Annotated in this window: 28 protein-coding genes; 9 read left to right on the top strand and 19 right to left on the bottom strand. The window is 60.0% G+C overall.

The annotated features are described in order from the left end of the window. Nucleotides 1-17: 17 nt before the first annotated feature. The gene (locus OCA5_RS06195) at nucleotides 18-1,364 is read right to left on the bottom strand and encodes an ABC transporter substrate-binding protein (RefSeq protein WP_012563985.1); all 1,347 of its coding nucleotides are present in this window, start codon (nucleotides 1,362-1,364) and stop codon (nucleotides 18-20) included. 50 nt (nucleotides 1,365-1,414) lie between these two features. Further along, nucleotides 1,415-2,671 (bottom strand): phosphonoacetate hydrolase, encoded by a 1,257-nt coding sequence (gene phnA / locus OCA5_RS06190; RefSeq protein WP_012563986.1) that lies wholly within the window; start codon nucleotides 2,669-2,671, stop codon nucleotides 1,415-1,417. Nucleotides 2,672-2,764: 93 nt separating this feature from the next. Here phnA and OCA5_RS06185 point away from each other — a divergent pair, with 93 nt between their 5' ends. The 3 genes from OCA5_RS06185 (at nucleotide 2,765) to OCA5_RS06175 (ending at nucleotide 5,534) form a co-directional block, all read left to right on the top strand. After that, on the top strand, nucleotides 2,765-3,655 hold the full coding sequence (locus OCA5_RS06185) for a LysR family transcriptional regulator (RefSeq protein WP_012563987.1): 891 nt from the start codon (nucleotides 2,765-2,767) through the stop codon (nucleotides 3,653-3,655). A 115-nt stretch (nucleotides 3,656-3,770) separates the two neighbouring features. Next, on the top strand, nucleotides 3,771-4,634 hold the full coding sequence (locus OCA5_RS06180) for an alpha/beta hydrolase (RefSeq protein ID WP_012563988.1): 864 nt from the start codon (nucleotides 3,771-3,773) through the stop codon (nucleotides 4,632-4,634). A 216-nt stretch (nucleotides 4,635-4,850) separates the two neighbouring features. After that, nucleotides 4,851-5,534, top strand: coding sequence for a GntR family transcriptional regulator (locus OCA5_RS06175; RefSeq protein WP_081463042.1), 684 nt, complete (start codon nucleotides 4,851-4,853; stop codon nucleotides 5,532-5,534). A 51-nt stretch (nucleotides 5,535-5,585) separates the two neighbouring features. Here OCA5_RS06175 and OCA5_RS06170 read toward each other — a convergent pair whose 3' ends face one another. From OCA5_RS06170 to OCA5_RS06140, 7 genes are read right to left on the bottom strand one after another with little or no spacing between them, the layout of a single operon-like run. Beyond that, complete coding sequence (locus OCA5_RS06170) at nucleotides 5,586-6,698, bottom strand: Zn-dependent alcohol dehydrogenase (RefSeq protein WP_012563991.1); 1,113 nt, start codon at nucleotides 6,696-6,698, stop codon at nucleotides 5,586-5,588. Beyond that, nucleotides 6,698-7,009: a DUF6166 domain-containing protein gene (locus OCA5_RS06165; RefSeq protein WP_012563992.1), complete on the bottom strand. Its 312-nt coding sequence runs from the start codon at nucleotides 7,007-7,009 to the stop codon at nucleotides 6,698-6,700. Before OCA5_RS06165 ends, OCA5_RS06170 begins: the two co-directional genes overlap by 1 nt. A gap of 41 nt (nucleotides 7,010-7,050) precedes the next feature. Further along, nucleotides 7,051-7,770: an ABC transporter ATP-binding protein gene (locus tag OCA5_RS06160; RefSeq protein ID WP_012563993.1), complete on the bottom strand. Its 720-nt coding sequence runs from the start codon at nucleotides 7,768-7,770 to the stop codon at nucleotides 7,051-7,053. After that, complete coding sequence (locus OCA5_RS06155; protein ID WP_012563994.1) at nucleotides 7,770-8,576, bottom strand: ABC transporter ATP-binding protein; 807 nt, start codon at nucleotides 8,574-8,576, stop codon at nucleotides 7,770-7,772. The genes OCA5_RS06160 and OCA5_RS06155 overlap by 1 nt, the downstream gene beginning before the upstream one ends. Further along, on the bottom strand, nucleotides 8,576-9,589 hold the full coding sequence (locus OCA5_RS06150) for a branched-chain amino acid ABC transporter permease (RefSeq protein ID WP_013912955.1): 1,014 nt from the start codon (nucleotides 9,587-9,589) through the stop codon (nucleotides 8,576-8,578). Before OCA5_RS06150 ends, OCA5_RS06155 begins: the two co-directional genes overlap by 1 nt. Continuing rightward, entirely contained in the window at nucleotides 9,586-10,467 is an 882-nt protein-coding gene (locus tag OCA5_RS06145) for a branched-chain amino acid ABC transporter permease (protein WP_012563996.1), read from the bottom strand. Before OCA5_RS06145 ends, OCA5_RS06150 begins: the two co-directional genes overlap by 4 nt. A gap of 2 nt (nucleotides 10,468-10,469) precedes the next feature. Beyond that, complete coding sequence (locus OCA5_RS06140; protein ID WP_012563997.1) at nucleotides 10,470-11,744, bottom strand: ABC transporter substrate-binding protein; 1,275 nt, start codon at nucleotides 11,742-11,744, stop codon at nucleotides 10,470-10,472. 233 nt (nucleotides 11,745-11,977) lie between these two features. On the opposite strand from OCA5_RS06140, the gene OCA5_RS06135 reads away from it, so the two are divergent. From OCA5_RS06135 to OCA5_RS06125, 3 genes are read left to right on the top strand one after another with little or no spacing between them, the layout of a single operon-like run. Next, nucleotides 11,978-12,781, top strand: a complete 804-nt coding sequence (locus OCA5_RS06135) for a sterol desaturase family protein (RefSeq protein WP_012563998.1) — start codon at nucleotides 11,978-11,980, stop codon at nucleotides 12,779-12,781. 24 nt (nucleotides 12,782-12,805) lie between these two features. Continuing rightward, nucleotides 12,806-13,207 carry a hypothetical protein gene (locus tag OCA5_RS06130; protein ID WP_012563999.1) on the top strand — a complete coding sequence of 134 codons (402 nt, stop codon included), beginning with the start codon at nucleotides 12,806-12,808 and terminating at the stop codon, nucleotides 13,205-13,207. Nucleotides 13,208-13,230: 23 nt separating this feature from the next. After that, nucleotides 13,231-13,431 (top strand): hypothetical protein, encoded by a 201-nt coding sequence (locus tag OCA5_RS06125; protein ID WP_012564000.1) that lies wholly within the window; start codon nucleotides 13,231-13,233, stop codon nucleotides 13,429-13,431. Nucleotides 13,432-13,573: 142 nt separating this feature from the next. On the opposite strand, the gene OCA5_RS06120 is transcribed toward OCA5_RS06125, so the two are convergent. From OCA5_RS06120 to OCA5_RS06075, 10 genes are all read right to left on the bottom strand, one after another. Continuing rightward, entirely contained in the window at nucleotides 13,574-14,494 is a 921-nt protein-coding gene (locus tag OCA5_RS06120) for an ACP S-malonyltransferase (RefSeq protein WP_012564001.1), read from the bottom strand. 5 nt (nucleotides 14,495-14,499) lie between these two features. After that, a complete protein-coding gene (mdcB, locus tag OCA5_RS06115) occupies nucleotides 14,500-15,357 on the bottom strand; it encodes a triphosphoribosyl-dephospho-CoA synthase MdcB (protein WP_012564002.1) in 858 nt (285 codons plus the stop codon). Continuing rightward, a complete protein-coding gene (gene mdcG / locus OCA5_RS06110) occupies nucleotides 15,354-16,025 on the bottom strand; it encodes a malonate decarboxylase holo-[acyl-carrier-protein] synthase (RefSeq protein WP_012564003.1) in 672 nt (223 codons plus the stop codon). Before mdcG ends, mdcB begins: the two co-directional genes overlap by 4 nt. Beyond that, nucleotides 16,022-16,750 carry a biotin-independent malonate decarboxylase subunit gamma gene (locus OCA5_RS06105; protein ID WP_012564004.1) on the bottom strand — a complete coding sequence of 243 codons (729 nt, stop codon included), beginning with the start codon at nucleotides 16,748-16,750 and terminating at the stop codon, nucleotides 16,022-16,024. Before OCA5_RS06105 ends, mdcG begins: the two co-directional genes overlap by 4 nt. Then, the gene (locus OCA5_RS06100) at nucleotides 16,747-17,634 is read right to left on the bottom strand and encodes a biotin-independent malonate decarboxylase subunit beta (protein WP_012564005.1); all 888 of its coding nucleotides are present in this window, start codon (nucleotides 17,632-17,634) and stop codon (nucleotides 16,747-16,749) included. The genes OCA5_RS06105 and OCA5_RS06100 overlap by 4 nt, the downstream gene beginning before the upstream one ends. Continuing rightward, a complete protein-coding gene (mdcC, locus tag OCA5_RS06095; RefSeq protein ID WP_012564006.1) occupies nucleotides 17,631-17,948 on the bottom strand; it encodes a malonate decarboxylase acyl carrier protein in 318 nt (105 codons plus the stop codon). Before mdcC ends, OCA5_RS06100 begins: the two co-directional genes overlap by 4 nt. A 4-nt stretch (nucleotides 17,949-17,952) precedes the next feature. Continuing rightward, nucleotides 17,953-19,608 (bottom strand): malonate decarboxylase subunit alpha, encoded by a 1,656-nt coding sequence (gene mdcA / locus OCA5_RS06090; RefSeq protein ID WP_244396076.1) that lies wholly within the window; start codon nucleotides 19,606-19,608, stop codon nucleotides 17,953-17,955. Between the two features lie 98 nt (nucleotides 19,609-19,706). Further along, entirely contained in the window at nucleotides 19,707-21,230 is a 1,524-nt protein-coding gene (locus OCA5_RS06085) for a tripartite tricarboxylate transporter permease (protein WP_012564008.1), read from the bottom strand. A gap of 9 nt (nucleotides 21,231-21,239) precedes the next feature. Continuing rightward, nucleotides 21,240-21,728, bottom strand: a complete 489-nt coding sequence (locus OCA5_RS06080; RefSeq protein WP_244396077.1) for a tripartite tricarboxylate transporter TctB family protein — start codon at nucleotides 21,726-21,728, stop codon at nucleotides 21,240-21,242. Nucleotides 21,729-21,834: 106 nt separating this feature from the next. Further along, nucleotides 21,835-22,818 carry a tripartite tricarboxylate transporter substrate binding protein gene (locus tag OCA5_RS06075; protein ID WP_012564010.1) on the bottom strand — a complete coding sequence of 328 codons (984 nt, stop codon included), beginning with the start codon at nucleotides 22,816-22,818 and terminating at the stop codon, nucleotides 21,835-21,837. 849 nt (nucleotides 22,819-23,667) lie between these two features. Between OCA5_RS06075 and OCA5_RS06070 the strand changes: the two genes are divergently transcribed. Genes OCA5_RS06070 through OCA5_RS06060 form a run of 3 tightly spaced genes read left to right on the top strand, consistent with a single transcriptional unit; the run spans nucleotide 23,668 to nucleotide 26,155 of the window. Next, nucleotides 23,668-24,240, top strand: a complete 573-nt coding sequence (locus OCA5_RS06070; RefSeq protein WP_013912953.1) for a carboxymuconolactone decarboxylase family protein — start codon at nucleotides 23,668-23,670, stop codon at nucleotides 24,238-24,240. Between the two features lie 17 nt (nucleotides 24,241-24,257). Further along, entirely contained in the window at nucleotides 24,258-25,346 is a 1,089-nt protein-coding gene (locus tag OCA5_RS06065) for an acyl-CoA dehydrogenase family protein (protein ID WP_244396078.1), read from the top strand. Next, entirely contained in the window at nucleotides 25,343-26,155 is an 813-nt protein-coding gene (locus OCA5_RS06060) for an ABC transporter ATP-binding protein (RefSeq protein WP_012564014.1), read from the top strand. The genes OCA5_RS06065 and OCA5_RS06060 overlap by 4 nt, the downstream gene beginning before the upstream one ends. Nucleotides 26,156-26,178: the final 23 nt, after the last annotated feature.

Raw genomic sequence — 26,178 nt, 5'->3', positions numbered from 1 at the left:
TTCGAAGCTGGTGCAGGCTAGCCGATCGCCTGATCGGCCTTTTTCGCAAGCTCCAGAGCCTTCGCATAATGATCGCGTGCAAATGTCGACCACTGCTGCTCAAGCTCCGACTGTCTTGCTCCCTTCGGTGCCCCCTTCTTTCCGGAAGCTCCGGCGAACGCCTCGATGTACTCCTTGGACACAGCCTGGTTCTCATCGAACGGGCTGGCTGCAATCGCCTCCCGCGCCTGCTTGAGGAGATCGGCCGCCGTCGCGTTGCTCTTCTTCGCGAGCTTCGCATCGGCGTCGTGAATGGCCTTGGTTGCGGCCTTCAGCGCATCGAGCTGGAAGGTGATCGTCTGATCGAACATGGAGTCGACCACGGCGTAGCGCGTCTCGGACTTGAGGACGTCGAACTTGAATCCGCCACCCGGGCCCCATTTGATCTCGAACGGATTCGGAACCCCTTCCGGTGCTTTCTTGTAGGCGGCGGGGAGTACCGGCAGACGGCCGATCTTCGGATTGAACAGGAGCGCCTGCCCTTCCTCCGACAGCATATATTCGATGAACTTCTGCGCCATCTCCTTGTTCGGCCCGTTCTTCACCACGCCGATGTTGGAGGGCACGATGGTGGTATCCGGCGGATAAGCAAATTCGACCGGGAAGCCGGAGCCATGGGCCGCCAGCGCCTGATAGTCGAACACGATACCGTAGCCAAACTGCCCCGAACTCACGGCGTCCGGCACGCCGAACGAGCGCTCCGTGATCTGGCGCATGTTGCCGCACATGGCCTTCACCAGAGCCCAGCCGCCGTTCCAGCCGCGTGCCTGTAGAATGGTTTCGAGCGTGAGATGCGTCGAACCCGACCGCGACGGCATCGCAATGCCGGTCTGATCGAACAGTTCGGGCTTGGTCAGATCGTCCCAGGTCTTCGGGACAGGAAGCTTCTTGGCCTTGAGGTAGCGCGAATTCCACATGATCGCGCCGCCGGAGAGCGCAAAGCCTGCATAGTAACCCTCGGGATCGTTGATCGGATAATCGCCGATCTTGGCAGGGACTCCCGACTCCTTCGGAGAGAACTTCTCCAGGAGATTGTCCTTCTTTAGCACCTCGAAAGCGTCGGGCGCCGACGCCCACATGATATCCGAGGTATTGTTCGCCTTGGTCTCGCGCAGGAAGGTTACAGCAGCCTGCGTTCCACGCTGCTGCACCTCGACGACAACATCAGGATAGAGTTTTTCGAATCCCTGCTTGTACGCCGCCGACAATTCTTTCGGCAGCGACGTCAGTACGGACAGTTTCTTTTTCTCCTGCGCAAACGCTGCAGGCACGGAAAAGACAACCGGAGCAAGGCAAGTTCCGATCAGAAATTCGCGGCGCTTCATGACTCTCTCTCCCTATCCTGTATTTATATTTTTAGTGTGACAGCCAGACTCTAAGCTGGTCCGTTCAAGGCAAAGTCAAAGATGTCGAAGTTGCGCAGCCGACGCGCTGCAACGATGGCCTGATATTCTTTGTTCAGCGGCTTCGACACCATAAAGGGCACAGGCTGTTCGGATAGCCCGCCATGCGAGCGGAGCTTGTGGCCGTTCAGCCCGCTCAGGTCATGCTCATCCGGACGCGAACCGATCGCCGTATAGGTGTCTCCGATCGCGATGAAGTCGCCTTCCCTTTCGATCGGCATTTCGTAACGTTCCGACGCACTCTTGCCGTCAAGCACCAGCGCTACGCCCGGAATACGCGCAGCCGCATCCATCAGAGTTTCAGGCGAAGTCTTGCCGGTGGCGTAGACACGCACGAACGATCCGAGCGCACCGTGATGTTTGACGAATGGATCGGTAATCGGGCAGATCACCCGCACCGATCCCGGGCCGAACTGTTCGTTCAGCATCTTCTCCAGGAACACCACCTGCGGCTCGCCGTCCGGCGTGCATTTGTCGGTCATGCCGTGATCGGCAACAATGCCGACGACCGCACCAAGCTCCATCAGGCGGCCAACGCGCTGGTCGACGTCGCGATTGAACTGGTCCGCAAGTTCCTCTCCGGGCCCCGCGCTGTGCTGCACCATGTCCGACAGCGACAGATAGAACAGGTCGGCCTTCTTCTGCTCCAGCAGCTTGATACCGGCATCGAGCACGAACAGCGACAAATCGGGGCTGTACATGCCCGGCGTCTTGCGGCCGACGAGCGCTTCAACGTTCTCAATGCCGTTTTCCGCAAGCGTCGCTTCATTGGCTTTCTCGGACGAGAAGCAAATGCCCTTGAGGCCGCTGCCCAGCATCTTGCGCAGCTTGTCCTTGGCGGTAATTGCAGCCACCCGGACGCCCGCATCGGCAAGCCCGGCGAGCACCGTGCCAGACGACACCAGCGAGGCGTCGGTGATCATCACTTCTTTTCCGGTCTTCTTATCCAGATAGTAGTTGCCGGAAATGCCGTGCACGATCGGCGGCGCGCCGGCGACGATCGACATGTTGTTTGGATTGGTGAACGTCGGCATCGCCGCGTCGGCGATCGTATAGAAGCCCTGCGAAATCACCTTCGAGATGTTCGGGAAAAGGCCGGCGGACAGGCCATGCGAAATGTAGCGAGGGTCGCAGCCGTCGAAACAAATCACTGCGGTTGGCTGGCGCGGTGCACGATAAACCCGCCCGTTCACTTCAACCGTTTTGTTTTGTGCTACCGTTGCCATCATCGCGTCCTCGATTAATTCGCTAGTCAAACACTATGAATTTTCGTACGAATAAAAATCGATAATATCTCACAATCATGTGCGGAAAACTCAACGATGAAAACGCGCGAATTGCCCCTCTCCGCCCTGCGTGCATTCGCCATCGCTGCGCAGTGGAAAAATCTCGGTAACGCCGCACAGGAACTGGGCGTGACCCACGGCGCCATCAGCCGCCAGATCGGCAAGCTCGAGCAATGGATTGGGCGCGACCTGTTTACCCGTCAGGGGCGCCAGCTTGTCCTGACGCCGACAGGCGAACTGCTCGCATCAAAGATCGGAAATTCTCTCACCGAAATGATCGGCGCCTGCACGGAAGTCGCCGGCACCGGACAGCGACACATCGTAACGATTGAAGCGCCGACGACGTTTGCGATGTACTGGATCCTTCCCAAGCTGAAGGAGTTCGAAGCGCGTATTCCGGAGACGGAAATTTCTCTCACCACGCGCATGACGAATGAAATTCACGATGGACCGTTGAGCGATATCGTCATTACGCGCGGACCCGGCTTCGACCGCAGATTGCAGAGCTACGACAAATTCATTCTGTTCTACGAAGATCTCTGCCTGCTCGCAGCGCCATCGTTCGTGCGGTCTGCCAAAATCTCAAAGGCCCGGGACGTCCTGCGGCAACAGATCGTGGGCTCGGTGACACGGCCGACGGATTGGCCCGGCTGGCTGAGCGAAGCCGGCTTGCGCGGAGAGCACATCCGCTTCCGGCATGTGTTCGACCACCTGTTTATCGCGATGCATTGCGTCCGCGACGGCATCGGCACCATCGTCGCGCCTCGCAACATCTTCAACAGCGGACCGGGCTCATCCTCCGCGGGCTTTCGCCCTGTCCTGCCGAACATTCATTTTCGGGGGGCGCCTTATGTCGTCCACCACCGTCCGTCGGACCGGAGAGTTATCGGCAAGCTCGTCAAGCTGATCGAGACATTCTCGGAATAATATGGCCCTGCTGGAACCTTGATCACTGCCCACAACCGCGAGTAGACGCGATGCTTGTGCCGCGTCATTCGAGCCGGCAAAGTGCTTCATCTCTATCGCTTACGGACATCCAACCATGACGTCATCTGCCTCCCCCGTCCTCTATCGCGGCATGAACCGCGCTGAACTCGACGCTGCCTATAATAACGGTGCGGCTGTCAGCGACAGCGCCGCATGGACGGAGTCATGGCGCGAGCGCAGCGCGCAGGCACAGCAGAAGCCTGGGGTACTTCTGGATATTCCCTATGCGGACGGCGAGCGCACGAAGTTCGACTACTTCCCAGCCGGGGCTGCGAAGGCGCCGCTGTTTGCCTTTATCCACGGCGGGTACTGGGTGCGCAATTCCCGTGACCTGTTTTCCTTTTTGGCCACGGGACCGAACGCGCACGGCATCGATTTCGTCTCGATCGGTTACACGCTGGCACCGCAGGCGCGCCTGCCGAAGATCGTCGACGAGATCCGGCAATGCCTCACATATCTCACGACGCGGGTGGACGACCTCGGATACGATCGCGAACGGATTTTCGTTGGCGGCTGGTCGGCCGGCGGTCATCTCACGGCGATGACCTGCGATCATCCCGCGGTGCGCGGTGCGCTCCCGATCAGTGGGGTCTTCGATCTGGAGCCGCTGTCGCTGAACTATCTCAACGAGCCGCTGCAATTGACATTAGAAGATATCCAAACACTAAGCCCTCTGCACCACCTGCGGACGGGGCTGCCGCCGCAACGTCTGGTGGTCGGCGGCAGCGAGCTGCCGGAATTGCAACGGCAGTCCCGCGAGTACGCCGCGGCAGCAGAAAAGCAGAATCTCGATGTGAAAATGCGCGTTTTACAGGGGCATCATCATTATTCGATCCTCGACGAACTCGCCAAACCGGACGGCGGCATCACCTCGGATCTGGTCAAACTGATCTCCCACGCATCAGGCCCGGCACGCTAACCGCACCCGTTACGTCATTGATATACAACCCTCTTGTCAGTGATATACAAGCAATGTAGGGTCGATCATAAAGAGAATCGTTTAAACTAACCGCTCTGGATATATCGTTCCCTGATATAGACTGAGACGCTGTTTTTTACGACCGATTTTCGAGACGATGCGAACATCTCAGCCTGCGGCGAGCTGTCGCTGGCCAGAAAAGAGACGAATTTTGAAATCAAAAAAAAAACTTCAAAGCGGCGCACCTCTGCAGCGAGGGCTAACCACGCGACCCTGACAGACCTCGCCTATAGCGAGCTCGAAGAAATCATTGTTACTCTGCAAATTCCCCCCGGCACGGTGTTGTCGGAACGCACGCTGATGCAGCGCCTGAAGATCGGGCGCACGCCGACCCGCGAGGCCCTGCAGCGCCTCGCCCACGATGGCCTCGTCGTGATTATCCCGAGACGCGGCATCATGGTCTCCGAAATCAACCTGCAGAAACAGCTCCGCCTGCTCGAGGTTCGCCGCGAGATCGAACGGCTGATGGCCCGCCTCGCCGCCGAACGGGCGAATGACGAGGAGCGGAAGGAGTTCGCCGAGCTCGCCAAGAACATGGTGAAAGCCGCCAAGAGCGCCGACGACATCGAGTTCATGCGGCTCGATCAGCGCTTCAACGGCCTCATCGCCAATGCCGCGCATAACGAATTTGCCCGCCGCTCGATCGGTCTGATGAGCGCAACCTCCCGCCGGTTCTGGTATCAGCACTATCAGCGGGTTGCCGACCTGCCGTTGGCGGCGACGCTCCATGCCAAGGTCGCCAAGGCGATTGCGGACCGTGACCCGAAGGGCGCAGCCGACGCCTCCGACCGCCTGATCGACTATATCGAGGATTTCGCACGCAAGACGCTCGATACCTGATGCAGGGAGAGCCTCTGGCGGCGGCCGCCGCCAGAGGTTTACCCGCTCGTCTTAGTCGAACATCACAATGCTGCGGATCGTCTCGCCCCGCTTCAGCGCTTCAAAGCCGGCGTTGATATCCTCAAGCGAGATACGGCGCGAGATCAACGAGTCGAGATCGAGCTTGCCGTCGAGATAGGCCTGCGCCAGCAGCGGAAAATCACGCAACGGGCGGGCATTGCCATAGCTCACGCGGCGGATGCGCTTTTCCTGCATCAGCGAGCCCCAGCGGAACGAGACATCCTGCTGTACATCGACCTTGCCGAGCCAGATCACCTGGCCGCCAGGCCGCACGGCTTCCATCGTCGTCCGAAACGCCGCAGGGCTTCCCGCCGACTCGATCACCACGTCGACGCCACGGCCATTGGTGAGATCGCGAGCCGCCGCCACCACGTCCTGCTCCTTGGCATTGATGCCGTGGGTGGCGCCGAGCCTCTTCGCCAGCGCGAGCTTGGCCGGATCGAGATCCACCGCCACCACGGCGCCTGCGCCCGCCAACCGCGCGCCCTGCACCGCCGCAAGGCCAACCGCACCACAGCCGATCACCATCACGGTGTCACCATAGGCGATGGCATTCAGATTGAGCGCCGCACCGACACCGGTCATCACGCCACAGCCGATCAGGCAGGCGCGATCAAACGGGATGTCCTTTGGCACCACGATCGCTTGCTGGTCCGGCACGATGCAATACTCGCCGAACGCACCGAGATACATCAGATGCTGCAAACTGCGGCCATCACCGAGCGTCGCCCGGCTGTCACCGTCAAAGCCCCGCGCCTTGGCGCCTTCGCCGAGATAGGTCTCGCACAGGATTGGCGCGTCGCGATCGCAATAAAAGCAATGGCCGCAATGCGGATTCCACGACAGCACGACATGGTCACCCTTGCGGACACCGCGCGCCTCCGGCCCGACCTCTTCGACGACGCCGGCCGCCTCGTGCCCGAGCACGATCGGCATCGGAAAGCGCAATCCGCCTTCGATCACTTCAAGATCGGTGTGACAGAGCCCGGCAGCCCGTATCCTGACGACAACATCGGCCGGCTTGAGCGGCGTTGCCGTCACGGGCTCGATCGTCATCGGCGTTTTGGCGGCGTGCAGAACCGCCGCACGATAGGTCAGCGGCATCAGGCGACGGCCTTACCGCCCTTGAGAATGGCCAGCGCCTGGGCGATGTCGTCCGAGGTCATCTCCCATTCGTTGCCGAAGTTGGCGACAACACTCTTCATGAACGCGCTGGACGACGCCTTGGCGGCTTCCGCATCGCCAAGATGATCCATCAACAACGCAAATGCGAGCTGGAGCGGCGACTCGCCCTCGTAGCCCCATTCAATGCCGTTATCGCTATATTGCATGACGTCAGTCCGCGGCGACAGCGGAACGCCGTCGACGCTGACCTGAACTCCGTCAATCGTTCTGTCGCCGACATAATGTTTCATTTTTATTGTCCTCTTACGTTTCAATAATTCCAGCGCAGCAACTACGACGCCATCTCGACTTCGCCGGCGATCACCCGCATCACGTCGCGATCACGATGCGCTTCCGCGAGCGTGCCGGTGAACATCAGTTCGCCGCGCTCCAGCACGTAGAGCCTGTCGACATATTCGGGGATGTGGTGGACGTTGGATTCCGCCATCAGAACGCCCTTGCCCATGGCGCGGATCGAAGCGACGCCTTCGGCGATCAACGGAATGATTGCGGGCGACAGTCCCTCGAACGGCTCATCGAGCAGCAGAAGTTTCGGGTCGAGCGTCAAGGCGCGGGCGATCGACACCATCTTGCGTTCGCCACCGGAGAGCTCCGCACCGCCGCGGGCGAGATACTGCCGGAGTTTTGGAAACACATTGTAGGCTTCCTCGATGCGCGTCTTGGCATCGCGTCCGGTCGGCCGCGTCCAGGTCGAGAGTTCGACATTCTCCGCAACCGTAAGGTCGGCATAGACCTCCGACTCTTCCGGCGAGAAGCCAATGCCGCTCTGCGCGATCTTCCAGGTCGGCATCTTGGTGAGGTCGAGTCCGTCAAAGGTGATCTCACCGGAGCGGATGCGGCGATAACCCATGATACTGCGGAAAGTCGTGGTCTTGCCCGCGCCGTTGCGGCCGACGAGGCAGACGAGTTCGCCCGCACCGACCTCAAGAGTCACGCCGTTGAGAATGCGGCTGCCCTGGATATCTACCTTCACATTGGAGAGGTTGAGCATCACGAAGCCCTCTTCATGTTCGGCGGCCGGGTGCCGACCACAGCGGAGATCATTTCCGGATCGGAGAAGAATTGATCAGGCGGCATGTCGGCCAGCACCTGCCCGGCTTGCAATGCGACGATCCGGTGCGAGTAACGCGCCACCAGATCCATATCGTGCTCGACCTGGACGATGCCGCGCACGCCCGCCTCCTTCGCCGCACGCACCAGCACTTCCATGATGGCGTGCTTGTCGCCGGTGGAGACGCCGCTGGTCGGCTCGTCGAGCAAAATGACCTGCGGATTGAGCGCAAACGCACTCGCGATATCGAGGAGCTTTTTCTCGCCCTGTGACAACGTCGACGTCACGGTATCGAGACGCGAGCGCAGGCCGAGGACTTCAGCCACACGCTCGGCTTCGGCCTGCAACTCCGTATCCTTCCGAAGCGAGCGGAACGGATTGGAGACGCGATTGAGGCGCGACGCGATGGCGACGCCAAGCGTCTCACGCACCGTAAGTGCGGGAAACACGTTGACGAGCTGGAATGCCCGCGCCATGCCGCGGCGGCCCAGTTCGACTGGCCCGACACCTGCGATATCGCGGCCAAGAAACCGCACTTCGCCGGTCGTCGGCTTAAGGAGGCCTGTCACCACGTTGACGATGGTGGTCTTGCCTGCCCCGTTCGGGCCGACGATCGAGATGAACTCGCCATCGCTGAGGCGGAACGAAACGTTATGCAGCGCACGATAGGCGCCGTAGAACTTGCTCACGCTCTCCGTCTCAAACAGAGGCGTATCGTTCTTTGCAGGAGTCGCTTGAGGCTGCATCACTTGCCTCCACTCTGGCGGGAGAACAGCATCTTGAATGCTCCGGAAATGCCCTGCGGCAGGAAGATCACCAGGAGCACCAGCACCGCGCCCATCACGAAGCGCCAGTACTGCGTCACGGTCATCACGATGTCCTGCAGCGTCACGAAAGCGAGCGCACCAATCACTGGGCCTACAAACGTCCCGCTGCCACCAAGCACCGCCATGAAAACGAGGTTGCCAGAGTGCGTCCAGTACGCGAGCTCGGGATCCGCAAGGCCGGTGGTGATGGCAAGAATAGTGCCACCGACACCGCCATAAACCGCCGAGATTACGAAGGCGGCAAGCCGCATGCGGAAGATCTGCACACCGACATAGGCCGCTTTGTTCGCGTTCTCGCGGATCGCCTTGAGATGCAATCCGAACGGCGATTCCGTGATCCGCCACATCACCGCGCCAAGCACTGCGAACAGCGCCAGCACATAATAATAGAACGGACCGATCAGGAAGCTGGTCTTGCCCCCGCCGAAATCTATTCCGAGCAGCAGCGGACGCAGCACACGCATGCCCTGATCGCCGCCAGTGACGGAATAGAACTTGAACAGGAAGGAGTGGAACAGCATACCGAATGCAAGCGTCAGCATGCCGAAGAAGATTTTGGTGTAGCGCACGCACAGCGCGCCCACGATGACCGCGACCAGCGCGGACACCAGCATGCTGACGAGGAGAATCGCCTCGTAGCTCAGCACACCGAACTTCGATGTCAGCGTCGACGCCGTATAGGCGCCGACGCCGAGGAACAGCGCATGGCCGAACGACAACAGGCCGGTCGTACCGAACAGCAAGTTGAAGCCGAGCAGCGCGATTGCGTAACCGAAGAACGGCAGCAGCATCAGCAGCATGTAGGATGATGCGAAGAACGGCATCACCGCCATGACGGCAATCAACGCCGCAAGAACCCACAGGCCGGAAATACGCGGCATTGCTCGTCGCTCCGTGCGTGGCAGAGATACATCCATGGATTGCTGGCTCATGCTGTCACCTTTCCAAACAATCCGGCAGGCTTGAGAATGAGGACCGCGACCACGACGAGATAGACCGACAGCAACTCCATTTCAGGCATGATGGAGATCGACGCCGCACGCATCAGACCGACGATGAGAGCGCCAACCAGTGCACCACTCATGCTGCCGAGACCACCGATCACAACGACGGCGAACGCCTCGACGACGAGTTCGACGGCCATTTCCAGCGACGCAGCGCTGGAGGGCACCACAAGCGCGCCACCGACAGTGCCGAGCATGCAGCCGACCGTGAATACCAGCGCGAAGATCTTCGAGACGTTGACGCCAAGACCTTCGGCCATGTCGCGATTCTCGGCGGTCGCACGCACGATACGACCAGTCCGGGTCTTCTGGAGGAACAGGCCGAGCGCAACGGCAATGCCGATGCTCGCTGCGATCACCAGAAGATTGTAGGTCGGCACGCGGACACCAAAAATGTCCGCGACACCATAGACCAGATAGGCATTGTCCATAGTGCGCGGCGTGGCGCCCCAGACAAACCTGAACACGTCCTGAAACATCAAGAGTAGGCCGAACGTGATGAGAAGCTGGTAGCTCTCGTCACGCCGGTACACTGCACGCAGGACGCGCTCGATCGGAAAACCGACCAGGCCAATCAGGAGGCCTGCCGCGATCACCACCGGAAAGAAGGAGGCTGCAGGCAGACCCAGACTCATTGCGATCCCAACCGCCGTGATCCCGAAATACGCGCCAAGCGCGTAAAACGAGCCACAGGCGAGGTTGATGATCTTCTGAACCCCGAAGACGAGCTGGAGCCCAGCCGCTACCAGAAAAAGGACAGCGGCATGGAATGCCCCGCCGAGGATAACGTCGACGACCCCCTGCATGGTCAGACCGGCATCTTACCAGTCTTGATCCACTCCCAGAAGTCGACTCCGGGCGGCTTCTGAAGCTGATCGGCCTGGAACACGTCCACCGAAGCCAGCGTCGGGAAATCGTACTTGTTCTTGTTGGTCGAGGGGCCCTGATAGAACACCTGCTCCGCAATCTTGTCCTTGCGGAAGCGCCCCTTGCCGCCGAGGCTCTCGACATCGAGACCCGGAATGGCCTGCGCCACGGCATCTGGCGTCGGCCACTTGCCACCCGCCTTCTGCGCCGCCTCAACACCAGCCTTGTAAGCGGCGAGCGCGAAGTAGGCACGATCGGCTTCCCAATGCGGAGCTTCCTTGTAGCGATCCATATAGTCCGCAACGAAGGCCTTCTGCAGCGCGGAGCCGTCGGCGTAATCGAAGTAAAGGGTGTTGTGTCCGAAGATCACGCCGTCAGGCATGAATTCCTTCTTGAGCTGGTTGAGCTGCCAACCGGCTGCCGGCAGCACGACCTTGACGCCATCGAACAGACCGGCCGCGGTGCCCTGCTTCATGAACACCGGCAAGTCAGCGAACAACATCGAGGAGAAGATCAGGTCTGGCTTTTCAGCCTTGAGCGCAGCAACGTGCGAGGTCAGATCAAGCGTGCCGACCTTCGGCCACTGCTCGGCGACGAACTCGGCCTGAACGCCGAAGCGCGTCAGAATCTGCTTGAAGGCTTCCCAGTTGTTGCGGCCATACGAGTAATCCGGGTTGATGCCGGCGACGCGCTTGAACTTGCCTTTGAAGTGCTTCACCGCGAGAAGCGAACCCATCACGGCTTCACACTCGTTATCGGTTGAGCGGAACACGAACTTCGGATCCGGCATCGTTTCCTTGACACCGTCCTGCGTCGTTCCGTCCCACATCACGAACAGCGAACGCTCTTCTTCGGCCACCGGTGCAACACCGAGGCTGACGCCGGTCGAGATCAGACCGTGCACGCTCTCGACCTTCTCCTGAAGGATCAGGCGGCGGAACCGTTCGATCGTATCCTTGGGGTTGGTTTCTTCCTCAACAATGAGCTGGATCTGACGGCCAGCGATGCCGCCCGCCTTGTTCATCCGCTCTGCCGCCCACTGCACGGCACGAATGCCGCACTCGCCGGCAGTTCCGGCCACGCCGGAGCGCGGCGCCAGAATACCGATCTTGAGCGGTCCGCTCTGGGCGATCGCCGGGCTGAAGACTGCAGGAATTGTCGCAGCCGCAAGACCCGAGCCGGCAAGTTTTCCAAAGGAACGACGGGTTAGTTTCATAGGCCCCTCCCATATCATTGTTTTAATTAGGAACGTTATGTTGTAGGCATACGTTGTTGCCATACCATAAATATATCACGGGCATTATAGCAAGCAGTTTTTGATATAGATCTAAAATTTTCGCGACTCGCGTGAACTGCTATTGTCTGCGTAATAGATGGCTGATATATCAGAATCCAGCGCGATCCTGTTACGGGTCGGTCAGACTATTCATTCAATGGGAGGACAGAATGGTGGAACTCACTTCCAGTCCGATGATGGACAAACAACGCAAGTATCGTGCGACCTATCGTGATCGGATCGCCGGTTGGTATAATGGCTGGCTGCACGTCGCCGTCATCTCGATCATCGGCGCCGCGGCACTGTCGGTTTATATCGGCAACATTCACAACGTCGCCTGGTGGGAATGGCTCATCGTCCCGGTGACCTTCCTGTTTGCGAACTTCTTCGAGTGGTGGATCCATGCCGTCGTCATGCATCGCCCCTCCAAGATCAAGGCGTTCCGCGCGATCTACAATCGCCACACGCTGATGCATCATCAGTTCTTCACCGAGAAGGAGATGCGGTTCGCCGATCATCACGACTGGCGCGTGACGTTCTTCCCGCCCTACGCGCTCGTGACCTTCACGCTGATGTCGATCCCGCCGTCGCTCGTGCTCGGCTGGCTGATTTCGCCGAACGTCGGCTGGCTCTTGATCACCACGACGACGGCGACCTACCTCGTCTATGAGTTCATGCACTTCTGCTGCCACGTCGGCGACAACTGGTTCATGCGCAACACGCCGTTCATCAACACAATCCGGCGCCACCACACGGCCCACCACGATCAGTCGATCATGATGGAGCTCAACATGAACCTGACGTTCCCGATCATGGACTGGCTGCTCGGCACCTCGGATCTCGACCGCGGTCTGATCGGTCACCTGTTCAACGGCTACAGCACCAAGCATCTGCGGAAAGATATGCGTAAGACGTCCCGCACGCCGATGCCGAAGGCTGACGGGAACAACGGGCAGATCGTGTCGCCCGCCGAGTAAAGACGACAGACAAGGACAACGCTCATGAGTTCGATCGAACCAAATTGGCTGTCTCTGCTCTGGTTCACATTGTTCGCGGCGATCTGCGGCATTTCGCTGCTGATCGTCACGGGCATGTTCCCGCTCGGCCACGATCCGGAGGGGCGGCGCCGCTCCGGATTGACCGTGCTCCTCGTGCTCGGCAACGCCGCTCTGCTCCTGGCGCTGGCGATCGGGACCGGGATCTACGGCTACAACGAACTGCGATGGAGTTCGCTTGTGGCGGTGACCGGCCTGATCATCCTGTTTGCGCCAGGCCTCTTTGAGGAGTGGCGCTGGCCGATCGGCGGCATCCGGACTCAGCTTGCCGTTCTTGTCGGCGTCCAGGCGCTCGCGCTTGTTACGCTCAGCCAGATCGGCGGCACCGTCCTGCCGTTCGCATCATAGAAAACTGACCAGGGAGCAACCCCATGCCTTTCCACATCAAGCTAATGATATCGATCGTCACAGCGATCACCGCGGCCGTCGCCTTCTATATGCAGGGGCAGATCGGCCATGTCCGCGAACAATACCTGATCGCCTTCCTCGGCCTCTTCATGGTGTTCGCAATGTGGCTCTTCCCGGAGGTGAAGCGGGAGGAGCGCCCCAATCGCAACAAGCAATCTGCCTGAGTAAGTACGACTACCCTACCTACCTTTGCTTCGCCTCATCCGGCCCGAAACGACGCTCTCCGTTTCGGGCCGTTTTTTATGTCAGCTACCAACGCTGCTGGCATAGCTAGGCCAGCACGATCGACGCACGAATTACGGCTGGTCAGGAAGATTGGCGGGCGACCCAGGTCGATAACCCGGCGATGGTCTTGAAGTCGTCTGCTGCACGGGCGGCGATGCTTGGCATCTCCTCTCCCATGATCTTTGTCAGGGCCTTCCCTGCTCCAAACTCGAGCGTTGCAGTGACGCCGTATTCACTGAGCGCCAACATCGTGCTGGCCCAATCGAGGTGCACACAGATTTGCCGGGCCAGACTGGAAATCGCTTGCTCGCGGCTCGTCACCGATGCGCCATTGATGGGAGACAGAAGGCGGTGAGACGGGCGCCGCCACTCGCATTGCTGTAAGACTGTCTCGAATTCCGCTGCAGCCGAAGCAAGGTAGCTCGTGTGAGAAGCAACTCGCACCCCGAGACGTTTGATATGCGCGCCGGCAGCCTCGGCTTTCGCTTCCAGCGTGTCCAAAGCAGCAACCGGCGCGCCGACAACGACGTGATCACGCCCATTGACGAGAGCAATCTCGACACTGCTATCTGAAGCCATCTCCTGGATCGCCTGAATCGAAAGGCCGCGTATCCCCGTCATGCCAAGCATCGTGCCGCACTCGGACGCGGCGCGATCCATTGCACGCCCCCGAGCATCTGCAAGCTTCAACGCATCGTCGATCGAGATCGCCCCGGCGAGCGCATGCGCCGCAAGATCCCCAACGCTGTAGCCTGCAACTGTCAGCCCATGTGTCGGACGGTCGGAAAGCGATGACCAAAGTGCGAGCGTGTGACCAACAACAAGAACCTGTGCGATCCTGTTTTCGGTGAGAACCTGCGGATCGTCGAGATTGCTCAGGGTGAGACCCGTGAGTTCCTCGATCTTCGCCAGAATCAGCTTTGCCGGCTCCACGTCAAGCAATCGTTGAAACATGGCCGCATGCTGACTGCCCTGCCCGGGACATAGAATCGCAAGCGACATACCGCTCAGACTCCGAACATCGACTCGAAATCATGGAGAAAGTAGCACAAGGCCAGCATGTCCGCAGAGCCGCCGGGGCTGAGCCACGCGGCAACAAACTCGCTATGAAGAAGCCGCGCCGCACACCGGCCTTCCATGGTAAAAGCACCGCCAAGCAGCAGCGTTTCTTTTGCGCCACGTTGCGCAAAGTCGAGGGCATCCCTGCCCCCACGATGCAGCAGATTGCTGTCGTCAAGCACCGCAACACTGGTCAAAAACGACTGCACACCAGCCCAGTTGATATCGAAGCCGGCCTCGCGCGCCGCACGCAACGCCGGGAAGGAATGCCGACGCAGCGCCGGAAATCCGTCGGCCGCCTGCTCGCGTGCACCGGCAACACCGTAGCGATCGCGCACAAGAGCACCATTCGTGCCTCGGCACTGATAGCTCGTGGCGAGCATCTCGGCGCCCCAGAGATTGCCGACCTGCAGGCAGACCGAATTTGCTGACAGGCGTTGATCGCGTGCCGCCCCATGGCCGGCGGCGGCTGCGAGCAACCCTAGGGAAAACACCGCACCGCGATGCGTATTCACGCCTTGGGTCGCGGCCAACATTTTCTGCTCGGCGGCCATTCCGATCCGGTTGAGCGTTTTGAAATCCACCGCGCGACGGCCGGCATCGGCCATATCTTTGAAGTAGCCGCGAAGGCTATCGATGCTGGCCAGAAAGGTCGCAGCATCCATATCGGCATGGCTGCCGCAATCCCGGAAGCTAACGAGGCCGGGCTTGGGATAACAGGCGAGCTCGGCGTGGAGCGCTTTGATCGCAAGATCGTCGACGGTCTGCGCAAACGTCGAGGTTTCAACAGTTGCGTTGACGGTCATGGTACGCGCCCTTCCAGGGGGCTCAGCCACATATCGCGAGACGCAATGCGTGGGCCGCGAATATCCTTCACCAGAACATCCCTGCTCGAGCTCAACAGCTCGCGCCATGCGACAGCTTCACCGCTCGGCGCAACGATCTCCCCGTCAATGCGCGGACCCGGTGACAGATCACTGTCTTCGAGAATTTGCAGCAATGCTCGCAATTGGGCCATGCTGGTCGGGTGGATCACGAGATCAAGGTCAGACCGCGGATGGAGATAAATCTCGCCGGTGAGATATTGCCAGGCAAGCGAGCCAACCACGCGCACGCTCGCTGCGTGCTCGGTTAATTCCTGACACAGCCTGTCAACCCCAGCTCTCCACTCGGGCGGCAACGTCTCGATAGCTTCGCGCAAGGACGGCGGCTGCGCGACAGATTGAACGAGCGAGGGCTCAACGGTGAGTGCAATGCGTTTCTTGCCAAGATTGAGCGGCAGCGGCAAACCAAGCGCAATCAGGCCATCCGCATCCCGATCGGAGCGTGTACGGGCGATCAGCGGCCGGCCTGCGCGTATCCAGCTTTCGATAACAGCAATATCCTGCGAATGAGCCGTACGGATCGCTCCATCGCTCAGCCGCTCCGGCGCGCAATAGACGAAGGCATGGCGTTCGCCGGGATGGCCCGTCATAACCGCTCACGTCCTTCGCGCACCGCCTGAGCAACCTTGGCAGCGAGCAACCGCCCACCTCGCTCCGCACCACGTGCTCGGCGAGGGTCTTCCTGATCAGGCGAGGACAATGCTTCGCGCAGATGCGTACGCAGATCGCCCGACCACACACCAGCGATCGCGCCAATGCGCTCAAAATTCTTCACGCCCGGCCCAAGAATAGGATTGGACTTCGTGAGTTCGCCAAGCCGCTCCAGCGGAATACGCGTAATCCGGCTCATCGCCTCCGGCGCCATCACGCGAAGCTCAGCACCTTCACAAGCGTAGCAGTCGCCGGTCGCCATGCCCGTCGCCATGAACCCGCCGCTGATCGCAAGCTCATGCACAAGGCCGATGACCGTGTGCCCACGCCGCCGCGCCGCATCGAGGCACGTCGACAGATGCGCGATATATCCGTTATTACCGATCAGTTCGTCGAACAGACTGAGCTTCTGCCCGCTATTCTCGACGACGAGAAGGATCGGCCGCCCGGGGTGATCCCGCATCACATCGAGAACATAGCGCGCCTGCTCGAGCGCAAGGGAGGCACTGATATAGGCCCGCTCCAGCGTCCCGAGAATAGCGATCGTCTTGCCTTCGAACGTCGCCTCGCCATGAAGCAACGAGCCATCAAATTCGATAGCATACTTGTCGCCAAACAAATCGGAAAAAAGCCGCTCAAGGCTTTGATGGGATTGTTCACTCATGGCCGACGCACCGCGCAGGAAGATGCAAGATTTTCGAACTCATCCGGATTAAGGTCCGGCACGCGGCCCGACTCGTTGACGCCAAGGCGCGCCCATATCTCCCGCGCATCGCGGCAATCCTCAAAACGCTTGAGGCGGCTTGCAAGAAATTCCTGTTCCGCATTCAGCGCATCAAGCGTCAATGGCCGCGATTTCCCAAAATAATCCTGTGCGGCTGCGCGGAACGCGTCGATATCGTCAGCCACCACGCGGTCGATATCGCCAATCAGGCGGCGATGCTTGACACCCATCGTACGCCACACCAGCGCGCGATCCTGCGAGTCGAACTCCTCCGCGCCCTCGACCGTTTCGATCACTTCCGGGCCGGAGATCGAAAGTCGTCCCTCTTCACTCCCGATAATCCAGTCGCAGGTCCGCGCAACGATCGAGGTTCCGCCGTAACAGCCGTTACGTCCCCCAACAAGCGCGATGACCGGCACACCAGCATGGCGCGCAGCCAGAACAGCGCGCTGAATTTCACCGACCGCAATGAGACCAGCGTTCGCTTCCTGCAAACGGACCCCACCGGTGTCGAACAACAGCAACACCGCTGAGGGCTTGATGTCGATGGCACGCTCCAGAAGGCCGGTCAGCTTCGCACCATGCACTTCGCCGACGGCGCCGCCCATGAACTTGCCTTCCTGCGCTGCAATCAGAACGGTACGGCCACCGATCTTGCCCTCGCCAACAGCTACACCGTCATCGAAGGCAACCGGCATATCCAACTCGGGAAGGTGTGGACTGGTGACCCGTGCGGTCGGGCCCAGAAATTCCACAAAGCTACCCGGATCGAGCAGACCCAGGATGCGGTTGCGGGCGCTCGCTTCCAGATAGCTCCTGCTCATCGGGCCGCTCCGAGATAATCCGCGACAGCCTGATCGAGCCGCAATGAGACCACTGCCGGCGTCGCTCCGCCATCGTTGATGGAAATTCGAATGTCCGACAGCGTATGTCGCTCCATGAAATCCGTCAGCACCTGCCGCCACGTCTCACCAAAGCCGACAATCGATGTCGAGATGGTTGCGAGACAATCGCCTTTGAGGTCGGCCGGCTCGATCAGAACTTCGAGATTGCCGGACCCGACCACGCCGACGAGTTTGCCTTCGGCCTTCCAGACAAGGCCGGGCCGCCCCGGAAAGCGAAATTCAAGATGCTCCATGAGATCACCAATTCCGAAAACGCGCGGGCGGATCGTACAAACCGCCAGACCAACGCACGAGGTCTTTGATGGAACGCGCCGCAAGAAGGTCGCGGGTCGCAAGCCGCTTATCGACGCCGATGTCCTCGGGGTAGACGACCGCGCCCTTGGCGCGCAATCGCGTAACTACCGCCCGGTCACGGCCGAGGCCGACAGGTGTATAGCCCGCAACGGCACGAATGGCCTGCTCACGCTCGGCAAGATCATCGCACAGCAGAAGATTGGCAATGCCCTCTTCAGTCACAATGTGCGTGAGATCGTCGCCGTAGACCATGACCGGCGGCAGCGGCAGACCGAAGCTGTCCTTCAAGGTCCATGCATCCAATCGCTCGACAAAGGTCGGCGATGTCGGATCGGAGAACGTCTGGACAAGCTGCACCACAAGCTTGCGCCCGCGCGGCATACGGTACGGGTCGCGTGATGCCTCCTGCCCCGCCAGCAGCCAACTGGGGCTCGCATGACGCCGGCCTCGTGACTCCGAACCGAAATTCGGCGCTCCGCCAAATCCGGTGATGCGGTTATGCGTTGCCGTCGAACTGTTTCCTTCCAGATCGATCTGCAGCGTCGAGCCGATAAACAAATCCGCATAGTGGCCGGCAAGCTGGCAGAACACCCGGTTCGAGCGCATCGAGCCGTCCCGGCCGATAAAGAAGACATCGGAGCGCGCAGCCACGTAATCGCTCATGCCGACTTCGGAGCCGGCGCAATGGATACCATCTATAAAACCGGACTCGATCGCCGGGATCAGCGTCGGACATGGATTGACCGACATATAGCGGCAGATCTTGCCCTTGAGGCCCAGATCCGCAGCATAGGTCGGCAGGATCAGCTCAATCGCCGCCGTATCGAATCCGATGCCGTGATTGAGCCGCGTCACACCGTATTTCTCATAGATGCCGCGGATCACCATCATCGCCATCAGGATCTGGATTTCCGTGATGACAGCGGGATCGCGGGTGAAAATCGGCTCAATGTAATAAGGCTTCGGCGACTCGATCACATAGCTGACCCAGTCTCCCGGCACATCAACCCGCGGCACGCGATCGACGATACGGTTGACCTGTGCGATCAGGATACCGGACTTGAACGCCGTCGCCTCGACAATGGCCGGTGTGTCTTCCGTATTCACGCCCGTATAGAGATTGCCATCGCGGTCGGCAGCATCGGCCGCAATGAAGCTCACATGCGGCGTGAGATCACAAAAATAGCGGCTATAAAGCTCGAGATAAGTGTGGATCGCGCCGACCTTCACCTGCCCGTCTTTCACAAGGCGCGAGATGCGAACGCCTTGCGGGCCCGAGTAACAAAAGTCGAGTTTTTCAGCGAGACCGTTTTCAAACACATCGAGATGTGTCGGCAACGCGATATTGGACTGCACGATGTGCAGGCCGTGAATCCGCTCCGGCGAACAGCGGGCGAGTTCGGCGGCGAGAAAATCTGCATGTTTCTGGTTGTTGCCTTCGATGCAAACCCGATCACCGGGTTCGATCACAGCCTCCATCAAGGCGACTGCATCCTGATGCGGGACAATCTTGTGCCCGGATATCGCGTTGCCGCGCTCCATGCGGCCCCGATAGCTCTGCTCGAGCCGGGTCCAGTCCCGTGCGGGCTTTCCTAACATCGAAGATTGATACACAGGCGTTCTTGTCCTCTCAGAAAAATCACCGAGCGCCTCGATTCACGATAGTCGATATCGCAGCGCGCAAGCAAAGCGCACCATCAGGACGATGGTTCAACCGTCACCGTGGCCGGCCGTCCGAAAAGGCGACGTACCTGGCTGGTGATCGGCCCCCACAACAGCAGCGCGAACGACAGCACCACCAGCGTGGTCACGAGCGGATTGTCGAAGAACACCGACAAGTCACCAGCCGATCCGATCAAGGCCTGACGGAAAGCATCCTCCGCCCGGTCACCGAGCACAAGCGCCAGCACCATCGGAGCAAGCGGATAGTCCAGCTTCTTCAGCACATAGCCAACGATCCCGAACACCAGCATCAACCAGATGTCGAAGCGCGAGTTCGCAACCGTAAACGCACCGATCGCACAAACCATGAGGATGACAGGTGCGATCAGAGCAAACGGTACGCGCATAATCGCGGCGAACAGCGGCACCGTGGCGAGAACGACCAGCAATCCGGTAATATTGCCGAGATACATTGAGGCGATCAGGCCCCAGACGAAATCCTTCTGCTCGACGAAAAGCAGTGGCCCCGGCTGCAGGCCCCAGATCATCAGGCCACCGAGCAACACGGCGGCAGTCGCAGACCCGGGAATGCCGAGCGCAAGCATGGGCAGCAAAGCCGACGTGCCGGCGGCATGCGCGGCCGACTCCGGCGCGAGCACACCCTCGATGTTGCCCTTGCCGAAGCTATCGCGGTTCTTCGAGAAACGTTGCGCAAGACCGTAACCCATGAACGACGCGGCGACTGCGCCACCAGGGGTCACGCCCATCCACATGCCCGTGATCGATGAGCGGACCAGCGTCTTTAGATAGCGCGGTATCTGACGCCAGACATGGAAGACCACGGCCATATCGATGCGTGCGCGCTTGCCTTTGAACTCCAGCCCCTCCTCTAGGGTGACCAGAATTTCGGAAATGCCGAACATGCCGATAACCAGAACGAGGAAATCGAATCCGTTCATCAGTTCCGGAACATCGAACGTCATTCGCATGTCGCCGGAAATCGTATCGATGCCGACGGCGGCCAGCACAAAGCCGCCTGCAAGCGAAGCAACGATCTTCGCCTTGTTCTCCTTGCCCATGCCAATGAAGCTGCAGAACGTCAGCAGGAACACAGCGAAAAATTCTGCGGGACCGAACCGTAACGCGAACTTCGCTACCATCGGTGCGAGGAACGTGATCAGAATGACGCCCGAGATCGCCCCGATGAACGATGCCGTGAAAGCCGCTGCCAGCGCCTCGCCGGCGCGACCCTGCTGCGCCATGGGATAGCCGTCGAACGTCGTTGCGACCGACCATGGCTCACCCGGAATATTGAAAAGAACGGCAGTGATGGCTCCGCCGAACAGCGCGCCCCAGTAAATCGCCGTCAGCAGAATGATCGCCGTTGTCGGATTCATACCGAACGTCAGCGGCAGCAGGATCGCTACGCCATTGGGGCCGCCGAGCCCCGGCAGCACGCCGACGACGATACCAAGCAGAACGCCGATAATCATAAACAGAACGTTGTGCCAGGTCAGCGCAACCGCGAAGCCATGAAACAGAAGCTCGAGGTTTTCCATCAGTTCACCTCAGTATCCCAGCCAGGCTTCAAGCGGCCCCTTCGGGAGCGGCACCTTGAACTGCAGTTCGAAGACCCAGAACGTCACCAGCGGGATGAGGAGTCCTGACAGCAGAACCGCCCACCACCGGAACGAGCCAAACGCAACCATGAATCCTGCGATGAAGAACGCGGAGGCAACATAGACGCCGACATATTCGATGGCGAGGATGTAAAAAGTGAGCGGGATCAGCACCTGCGCGACGCGACGCAACTGCAACCACGTGACGAGAACGCCAGGTGGTCGACGCAACCCCTGAAAGAATATGAATATCGAAGCGACGAGCAGAATGCCGGCCATCTGCGCCGGAAAGAATCCGCTCTGCGGCCCGCCAGACCATCCTGCTCCCCGCTCAAAGCTATCCCAGAGCGCGAGCCCGGAGAAAAACGCGACGATAAGCGCCCATCCACATTCCGCAGCTCGATAGGATAAGCCGCGTTCGAACTCGCCTTGCTGCAAGTCTGATTGATCTGACATCCCACTATCTTTCGAAGAGCATTCCCGATCACGCGCGACTTTGCAGAAGCAGGCAGCCCGTTATGAGCCGCCTACCTACTGTCCGCGTTTATTTTGTCGAGACGAACCCGGCTTCGGTCATCAAGGTCTTGTGCTTGCTTTCGTCAGCCGTGAGGAAGTCGACATACTCTTTCCCGGTTCTCAGATCCGGAAGAAGAGCGTTGCGCTGCAGGTATTCCTTCCATTCAGGCGTTGCCGCGACCTTCTTCAGAAGATCGACGAAGTAAGCCTGCTGATCCTTGGTCACGCCGCCCGGCATAAAGAGGCCGCGAAGCATGTTGTAGGTGAAGGAAAGCCCCTGCTCCTTACAGGTCGGCACATCGCTCCAGGCAAGATCGGTCGTGATCTTTTCGGTGTAGGTGATGCGCTTTTCCGAAAGCACGCAGAGTGGCCGCGTCATGCCGGCACGCCAGTTCGCAACGTCCTCTGAGGGATTGTTGGTTTCCGCAGCGGTGTGACCACCGGCGAGCTGCGTCGAAGCTTCGCCGCCGCTCTTGTAGGGGATGTAGGAGACGGTCGCGCCGAGCTCTTTCCACATGCCATAGGTGATGAGTTCGTCTTCACGCTTCGACCCGCCACCACCGATCTTCAACGGCGGCTTTGCGGCCTTCGCGGCCTCAACGAGATCCTTCAGCGTCTTGTAAGGCGCTGCCTGATTGACCCAGACGAGAAACTCATCCTGCGCCACCATTCCGACCGGCGTGAGATCATGCCAGGTCACAGGAATGCGGGTTGCGAGCGGCGTCATGTAAATCGTGCTGGACGTCGTCAGCAGCTTGTGCGCATCGCCTTTCGACTTCTTCATGTCGAGCATCGCTTCGCCGCCAGTGGCAGCCGGCTTGTTCACGACGATGAAGGATTGCGAGGAAAGATTATGCTTCTGGATGATCGCCTGCATGGTGCGAGCCATCTGATCGGAAGCGCCGCCCGGGCCAAACGGCACGATGATTTCGACAGGCTTGGTGGGTTCCCAGGCAACGGCGGTCAGTGTCGACAGGAGCAATCCAGCTCCGGCAAGAGTCAGAGACTTCATATTCCCCCCTTGTGAGTTTCACGCGTGTTTCCGCGCTTGTAGGGGGACTTTGTTATGTCAGTCGGTCACGATATGCAATTGAAATATTCTAGATATACTAGATGTCAGCCTGTACGAAATACATAAATATCGCACGATGGATCGCAGAAAGCGGCGTTACATGAGTTTCACTCGTATCGTGAAAACTACAAAAACAGCTGATACATCGTATCATTTCGAAATAAGCACGAATGCGTGAGCGGTAAGCAGTTGCAGATCTTCAACACGTGTTAGCACATGCAACATTCAATGCAGACGCGCACGCTACGCAATCAATCGGCGGCGCGCTATCGCTAGCTCTAAGCTTTGGATGACGAAGCCAGCGGTAATGCCTGCATCTGTTCGCTCTTGGTGAAACGAGAAATCAACGCCGTGCGATTTAATCGTTCGATTTGTCCGCTCATTCCGTTCACTGCAGCAGAAGCGGCACAAAAGATGCAAGCCAAGCCTTTCATGGATACGCGACCGGTTTGGTCTTAGGTGGCGCGATTGCCTCGTTAGCCTGTTGTGACGGGACGTCTCCGTCGGGCCACCAAAGCACTTCCACACGCCCGGATCCGGTAGACATTAATATGAACGCCGGAGATCGCCTCAAGGCGGATAATCATCTTCTTCGTTTGCGCGCGAAAAGAGGAACTTTCTCTCCCTGCCGAGAGGCGGAAGGTCATTTTTTGTTATTTTTCTGAATGGGTTGCCCGCGCTGGACGCCTGTTCCACGATCCCCACATCAGAATTTCATCATCCGACCGAAAGGTGGCCGAGGCCCTTTGCACCGGCCGCCCGGAACGATGCTTATTAGTGGAACGCACCATGACACGCTTGCCTATTCTTAATGCCGCAACAGCCCCCGAAGCCGCCAAGGAGAGAGTTCAGAACGCCGAGAAGGCGAACGGCTTCCTGCCCAACCTGATCGGGCTTCTCGCCAATGCGCCCGTGGCACTCGAGACCTACCAGACCGTCAGCGGCATCAATGCGCGCAGCGGCCTGACACTTGCCGAGCGCGAGGCCGTACAGATCACCGCTGCCGCCACCCATGGCTGCGGCTTTTGCGTCGCTGGCCACACCGCCGTCGCCTACAAGAAGGCCGGTCTCGATGAGGCGGCCGTAAACGCGTTGCGCGATGGTTCGCATGGGCCGGACGCACGCCTCAATGCCGTCGCCGATTTCACCCGCGCGGTGATCCGCAGCCGCGGCCGCGTCGAGGATGCCGAGTTGAAGGCGTTCCGCGATGCCGGGTTCTCCGATGCCAACGCGCTTGAAGTGGTGCTCGGCGTCAGCCTCGCCACACTGTGCAACTTCTCAAACAATCTCGGGCAGCCGGATCTCAATCCGCAGCTCCAGCCCTATGCCTGGAACAACACCGCCGCCATTGCTGCTGAATGACGAGCGAGGACATTGCCGTGACATACCTGACCTCTGATCTTGGTGCGTGGCTCGACGCCAACGCCTTCCATCTCGATACCGCGGCCGACACTGATGCATCAGTTCTGCCGAAGCTCGCGGAAGGCGGCCTGTTTCGCATCGGCGTGCCGGTTCAGTGGGGCGGCAGCGGCGGCAATGTTGGTGAAGCGGCCGCAGCGATCGCCGAAGTCTCGGCACGATCGCTGACGGCAGGCTTCGTGTTCTGGGGCCATCGCACGTTCATCGAATATCTCTTGCAAAGCCCGAACGCGGCTCTGCGCGAAGCGCTGCTGCCAGATCTGCTGGCCGGCCGCGTCGGCGGCGCCACCGGACTGTCGAATGCGATGAAATTCCTCTCGGGCATCGAGGGGCTGTCGGTACGGGCACAGCGCGATGGCGCACGGCTGCGCCTCGACGGCCGCCTCCCCTGGGTCACCAACCTGCCGACGACGGGCTTTCATGTGGCGATGGCCGTCGAAGGCGCGGACGGTGCTCCGGCTTTCCTTGCCACGTTGTCGTCCAAGGACGCCGGCCTTTCGCGTTCTGCCGATCTCGATCTGATGGCCATGCGTGGCTCAAACACCGCGGCGCTCAAGATCGACAGCGCGCATATCAGCGAGAGCCGCATCATCCATCCCAACGTGGCCGAATGGCTGCCGTTTGTCCGCCCTGCCTTTCTGTCGATGCAATGTGCGATGGCCATCGGGCTTGCACGTCGCTCGCTCGAGGAAGCAGGCAGCCGGCTACAGAATGATCGCGACATTCTGAGCGAACCGGTTGCGGCGCTGACCGCAGACCTCAAAGCTGCCGAAACCGCGATGCACGACGGCCTGAACGGGTCGCGCTTTGTTGAGCAACCGGCGAGCCTGTTCCGCCTTCGCATTCGCCTCACCGAGATCGCGGTGCAGGCCGTGCAGCTCGAACTGTCCGCCTCGGGCGGCAAGGCCTATTTGTCCGAACCCGGCGCGGGCTTCCAGCGGCGGCTGCGTGAGGCCGCTTTCATTCCGGTCGTTACGCCGAGCCTGGTGCAGTTGAAACTCGCGCTTCGCATTCAGGAGTTGCCGACGGCTGTCGGCGCCACCGCATGACAGCGACCGCACAACTCGCCCCTCCTCCACCGGCTCAGCAAGCCGCGCTTCTCGAAGCGTCCGGGATTGTGCTGCGCTACCCCGGCCAGCCGCAGCCGGTGGTCGAGACGTTCGACTTTGCGCTCGAAGCCGGCGAGACCGTCAGCGTGCTTGGTCCGAGCGGCGTCGGCAAATCAAGTCTGCTGCGCGTCCTGGGCGGCCTGCAGAAGCCGACCGCCGGCGCAGTGATGATGAACGGCAAGCCGCTGCAGGGCGTATCACCGCGCGTCTCCATCGCGTTTCAGGATGCGAGCCTCCTGCCCTGGCTGTCACTCGAGAAGAACGTCGCATTCGGATTGAACTTCAAGCATCAGCCCGAACTGACGTCAGAGGAAAGCAAGGCCCGCGTCGATGTTGCAATCCGCGAAGTCGGACTGACACACGCGCGCCGTTACTTCCCGGCACAATTGTCCGGCGGCATGGCGCAACGCGCCGCGCTCGCGCGCTGCCTCGCACGCAACCCGGAAATCCTGTTGCTCGACGAGCCGTTCGGCGCGCTCGATGAAGTGACCCGCACCGAGATGCAGCATCTGCTGCTCAAGGTTGTGCACAATTTCCATACCGCGGCGATCCTCATCACCCACGATATCGATGAAGCGCTGCTGGTGTCCGATCGCATTCTGCTGCTTGGCGGCGCGCCCGCACGGATCATCGGCGAATGGCGCATCGACCTGCCGACGCCGCGCGAGGATTACATCGCAGAGCTTGGCGCCATTCGTGTCGAAATTCTCTCGCGACTGCGCGGGGCCACGCAACGGCGCGTTCACTGAACCGTCCCGCGGGAACACCGCGC

The sequence above is a fragment of the Afipia carboxidovorans OM5 genome (assembly GCF_000218565.1).
Classification (GTDB): Bacteria; Pseudomonadota; Alphaproteobacteria; order Rhizobiales; family Xanthobacteraceae; genus Afipia; species Afipia carboxidovorans.
This window is presented reverse-complemented; position numbering and strand designations above follow the sequence as displayed.

Excerpts from the sequence above, each read along its gene's own strand:
- OCA5_RS06100 (WP_012564005.1), bottom strand. The coding sequence starts at position 17,634 with ATGAGCAGGAGCTATCTGGAAGCGAGCGCCCGCAACCGCATCCTGGGT.
- OCA5_RS06070 (WP_013912953.1), top strand. The coding sequence starts at position 23,668 with ATGACACGCTTGCCTATTCTTAATGCCGCAACAGCCCCCGAAGCCGCC.
- OCA5_RS06060 (WP_012564014.1), top strand. The coding sequence starts at position 25,343 with ATGACAGCGACCGCACAACTCGCCCCTCCTCCACCGGCTCAGCAAGCC.
- OCA5_RS06155 (WP_012563994.1), bottom strand. The coding sequence starts at position 8,576 with ATGCAGCCTCAAGCGACTCCTGCAAAGAACGATACGCCTCTGTTTGAG.
- OCA5_RS06170 (WP_012563991.1), bottom strand. The coding sequence starts at position 6,698 with ATGCCGCTGACCTATCGTGCGGCGGTTCTGCACGCCGCCAAAACGCCG.
- OCA5_RS06105 (WP_012564004.1), bottom strand. The coding sequence starts at position 16,750 with ATGAGTGAACAATCCCATCAAAGCCTTGAGCGGCTTTTTTCCGATTTG.
- phnA (WP_012563986.1), bottom strand. The coding sequence starts at position 2,671 with ATGATGGCAACGGTAGCACAAAACAAAACGGTTGAAGTGAACGGGCGG.
- OCA5_RS06165 (WP_012563992.1), bottom strand. The coding sequence starts at position 7,009 with ATGAAACATTATGTCGGCGACAGAACGATTGACGGAGTTCAGGTCAGC.
- mdcA (WP_244396076.1), bottom strand. The coding sequence starts at position 19,608 with ATGTTAGGAAAGCCCGCACGGGACTGGACCCGGCTCGAGCAGAGCTAT.
- OCA5_RS06075 (WP_012564010.1), bottom strand. The coding sequence starts at position 22,818 with ATGAAGTCTCTGACTCTTGCCGGAGCTGGATTGCTCCTGTCGACACTG.
- OCA5_RS06125 (WP_012564000.1), top strand. The coding sequence starts at position 13,231 with ATGCCTTTCCACATCAAGCTAATGATATCGATCGTCACAGCGATCACC.
- mdcG (WP_012564003.1), bottom strand. The coding sequence starts at position 16,025 with ATGACGGGCCATCCCGGCGAACGCCATGCCTTCGTCTATTGCGCGCCG.
- OCA5_RS06120 (WP_012564001.1), bottom strand. The coding sequence starts at position 14,494 with ATGTCGCTTGCGATTCTATGTCCCGGGCAGGGCAGTCAGCATGCGGCC.
- OCA5_RS06180 (WP_012563988.1), top strand. The coding sequence starts at position 3,771 with ATGACGTCATCTGCCTCCCCCGTCCTCTATCGCGGCATGAACCGCGCT.
- OCA5_RS06145 (WP_012563996.1), bottom strand. The coding sequence starts at position 10,467 with ATGCAGGGGGTCGTCGACGTTATCCTCGGCGGGGCATTCCATGCCGCT.
- OCA5_RS06185 (WP_012563987.1), top strand. The coding sequence starts at position 2,765 with ATGAAAACGCGCGAATTGCCCCTCTCCGCCCTGCGTGCATTCGCCATC.
- OCA5_RS06085 (WP_012564008.1), bottom strand. The coding sequence starts at position 21,230 with ATGGAAAACCTCGAGCTTCTGTTTCATGGCTTCGCGGTTGCGCTGACC.
- OCA5_RS06160 (WP_012563993.1), bottom strand. The coding sequence starts at position 7,770 with ATGCTCAACCTCTCCAATGTGAAGGTAGATATCCAGGGCAGCCGCATT.
- OCA5_RS06130 (WP_012563999.1), top strand. The coding sequence starts at position 12,806 with ATGAGTTCGATCGAACCAAATTGGCTGTCTCTGCTCTGGTTCACATTG.
- OCA5_RS06140 (WP_012563997.1), bottom strand. The coding sequence starts at position 11,744 with ATGAAACTAACCCGTCGTTCCTTTGGAAAACTTGCCGGCTCGGGTCTT.
- mdcC (WP_012564006.1), bottom strand. The coding sequence starts at position 17,948 with ATGGAGCATCTTGAATTTCGCTTTCCGGGGCGGCCCGGCCTTGTCTGG.
- OCA5_RS06150 (WP_013912955.1), bottom strand. The coding sequence starts at position 9,589 with ATGAGCCAGCAATCCATGGATGTATCTCTGCCACGCACGGAGCGACGA.
- mdcB (WP_012564002.1), bottom strand. The coding sequence starts at position 15,357 with ATGACCGTCAACGCAACTGTTGAAACCTCGACGTTTGCGCAGACCGTC.
- OCA5_RS06195 (WP_012563985.1), bottom strand. The coding sequence starts at position 1,364 with ATGAAGCGCCGCGAATTTCTGATCGGAACTTGCCTTGCTCCGGTTGTC.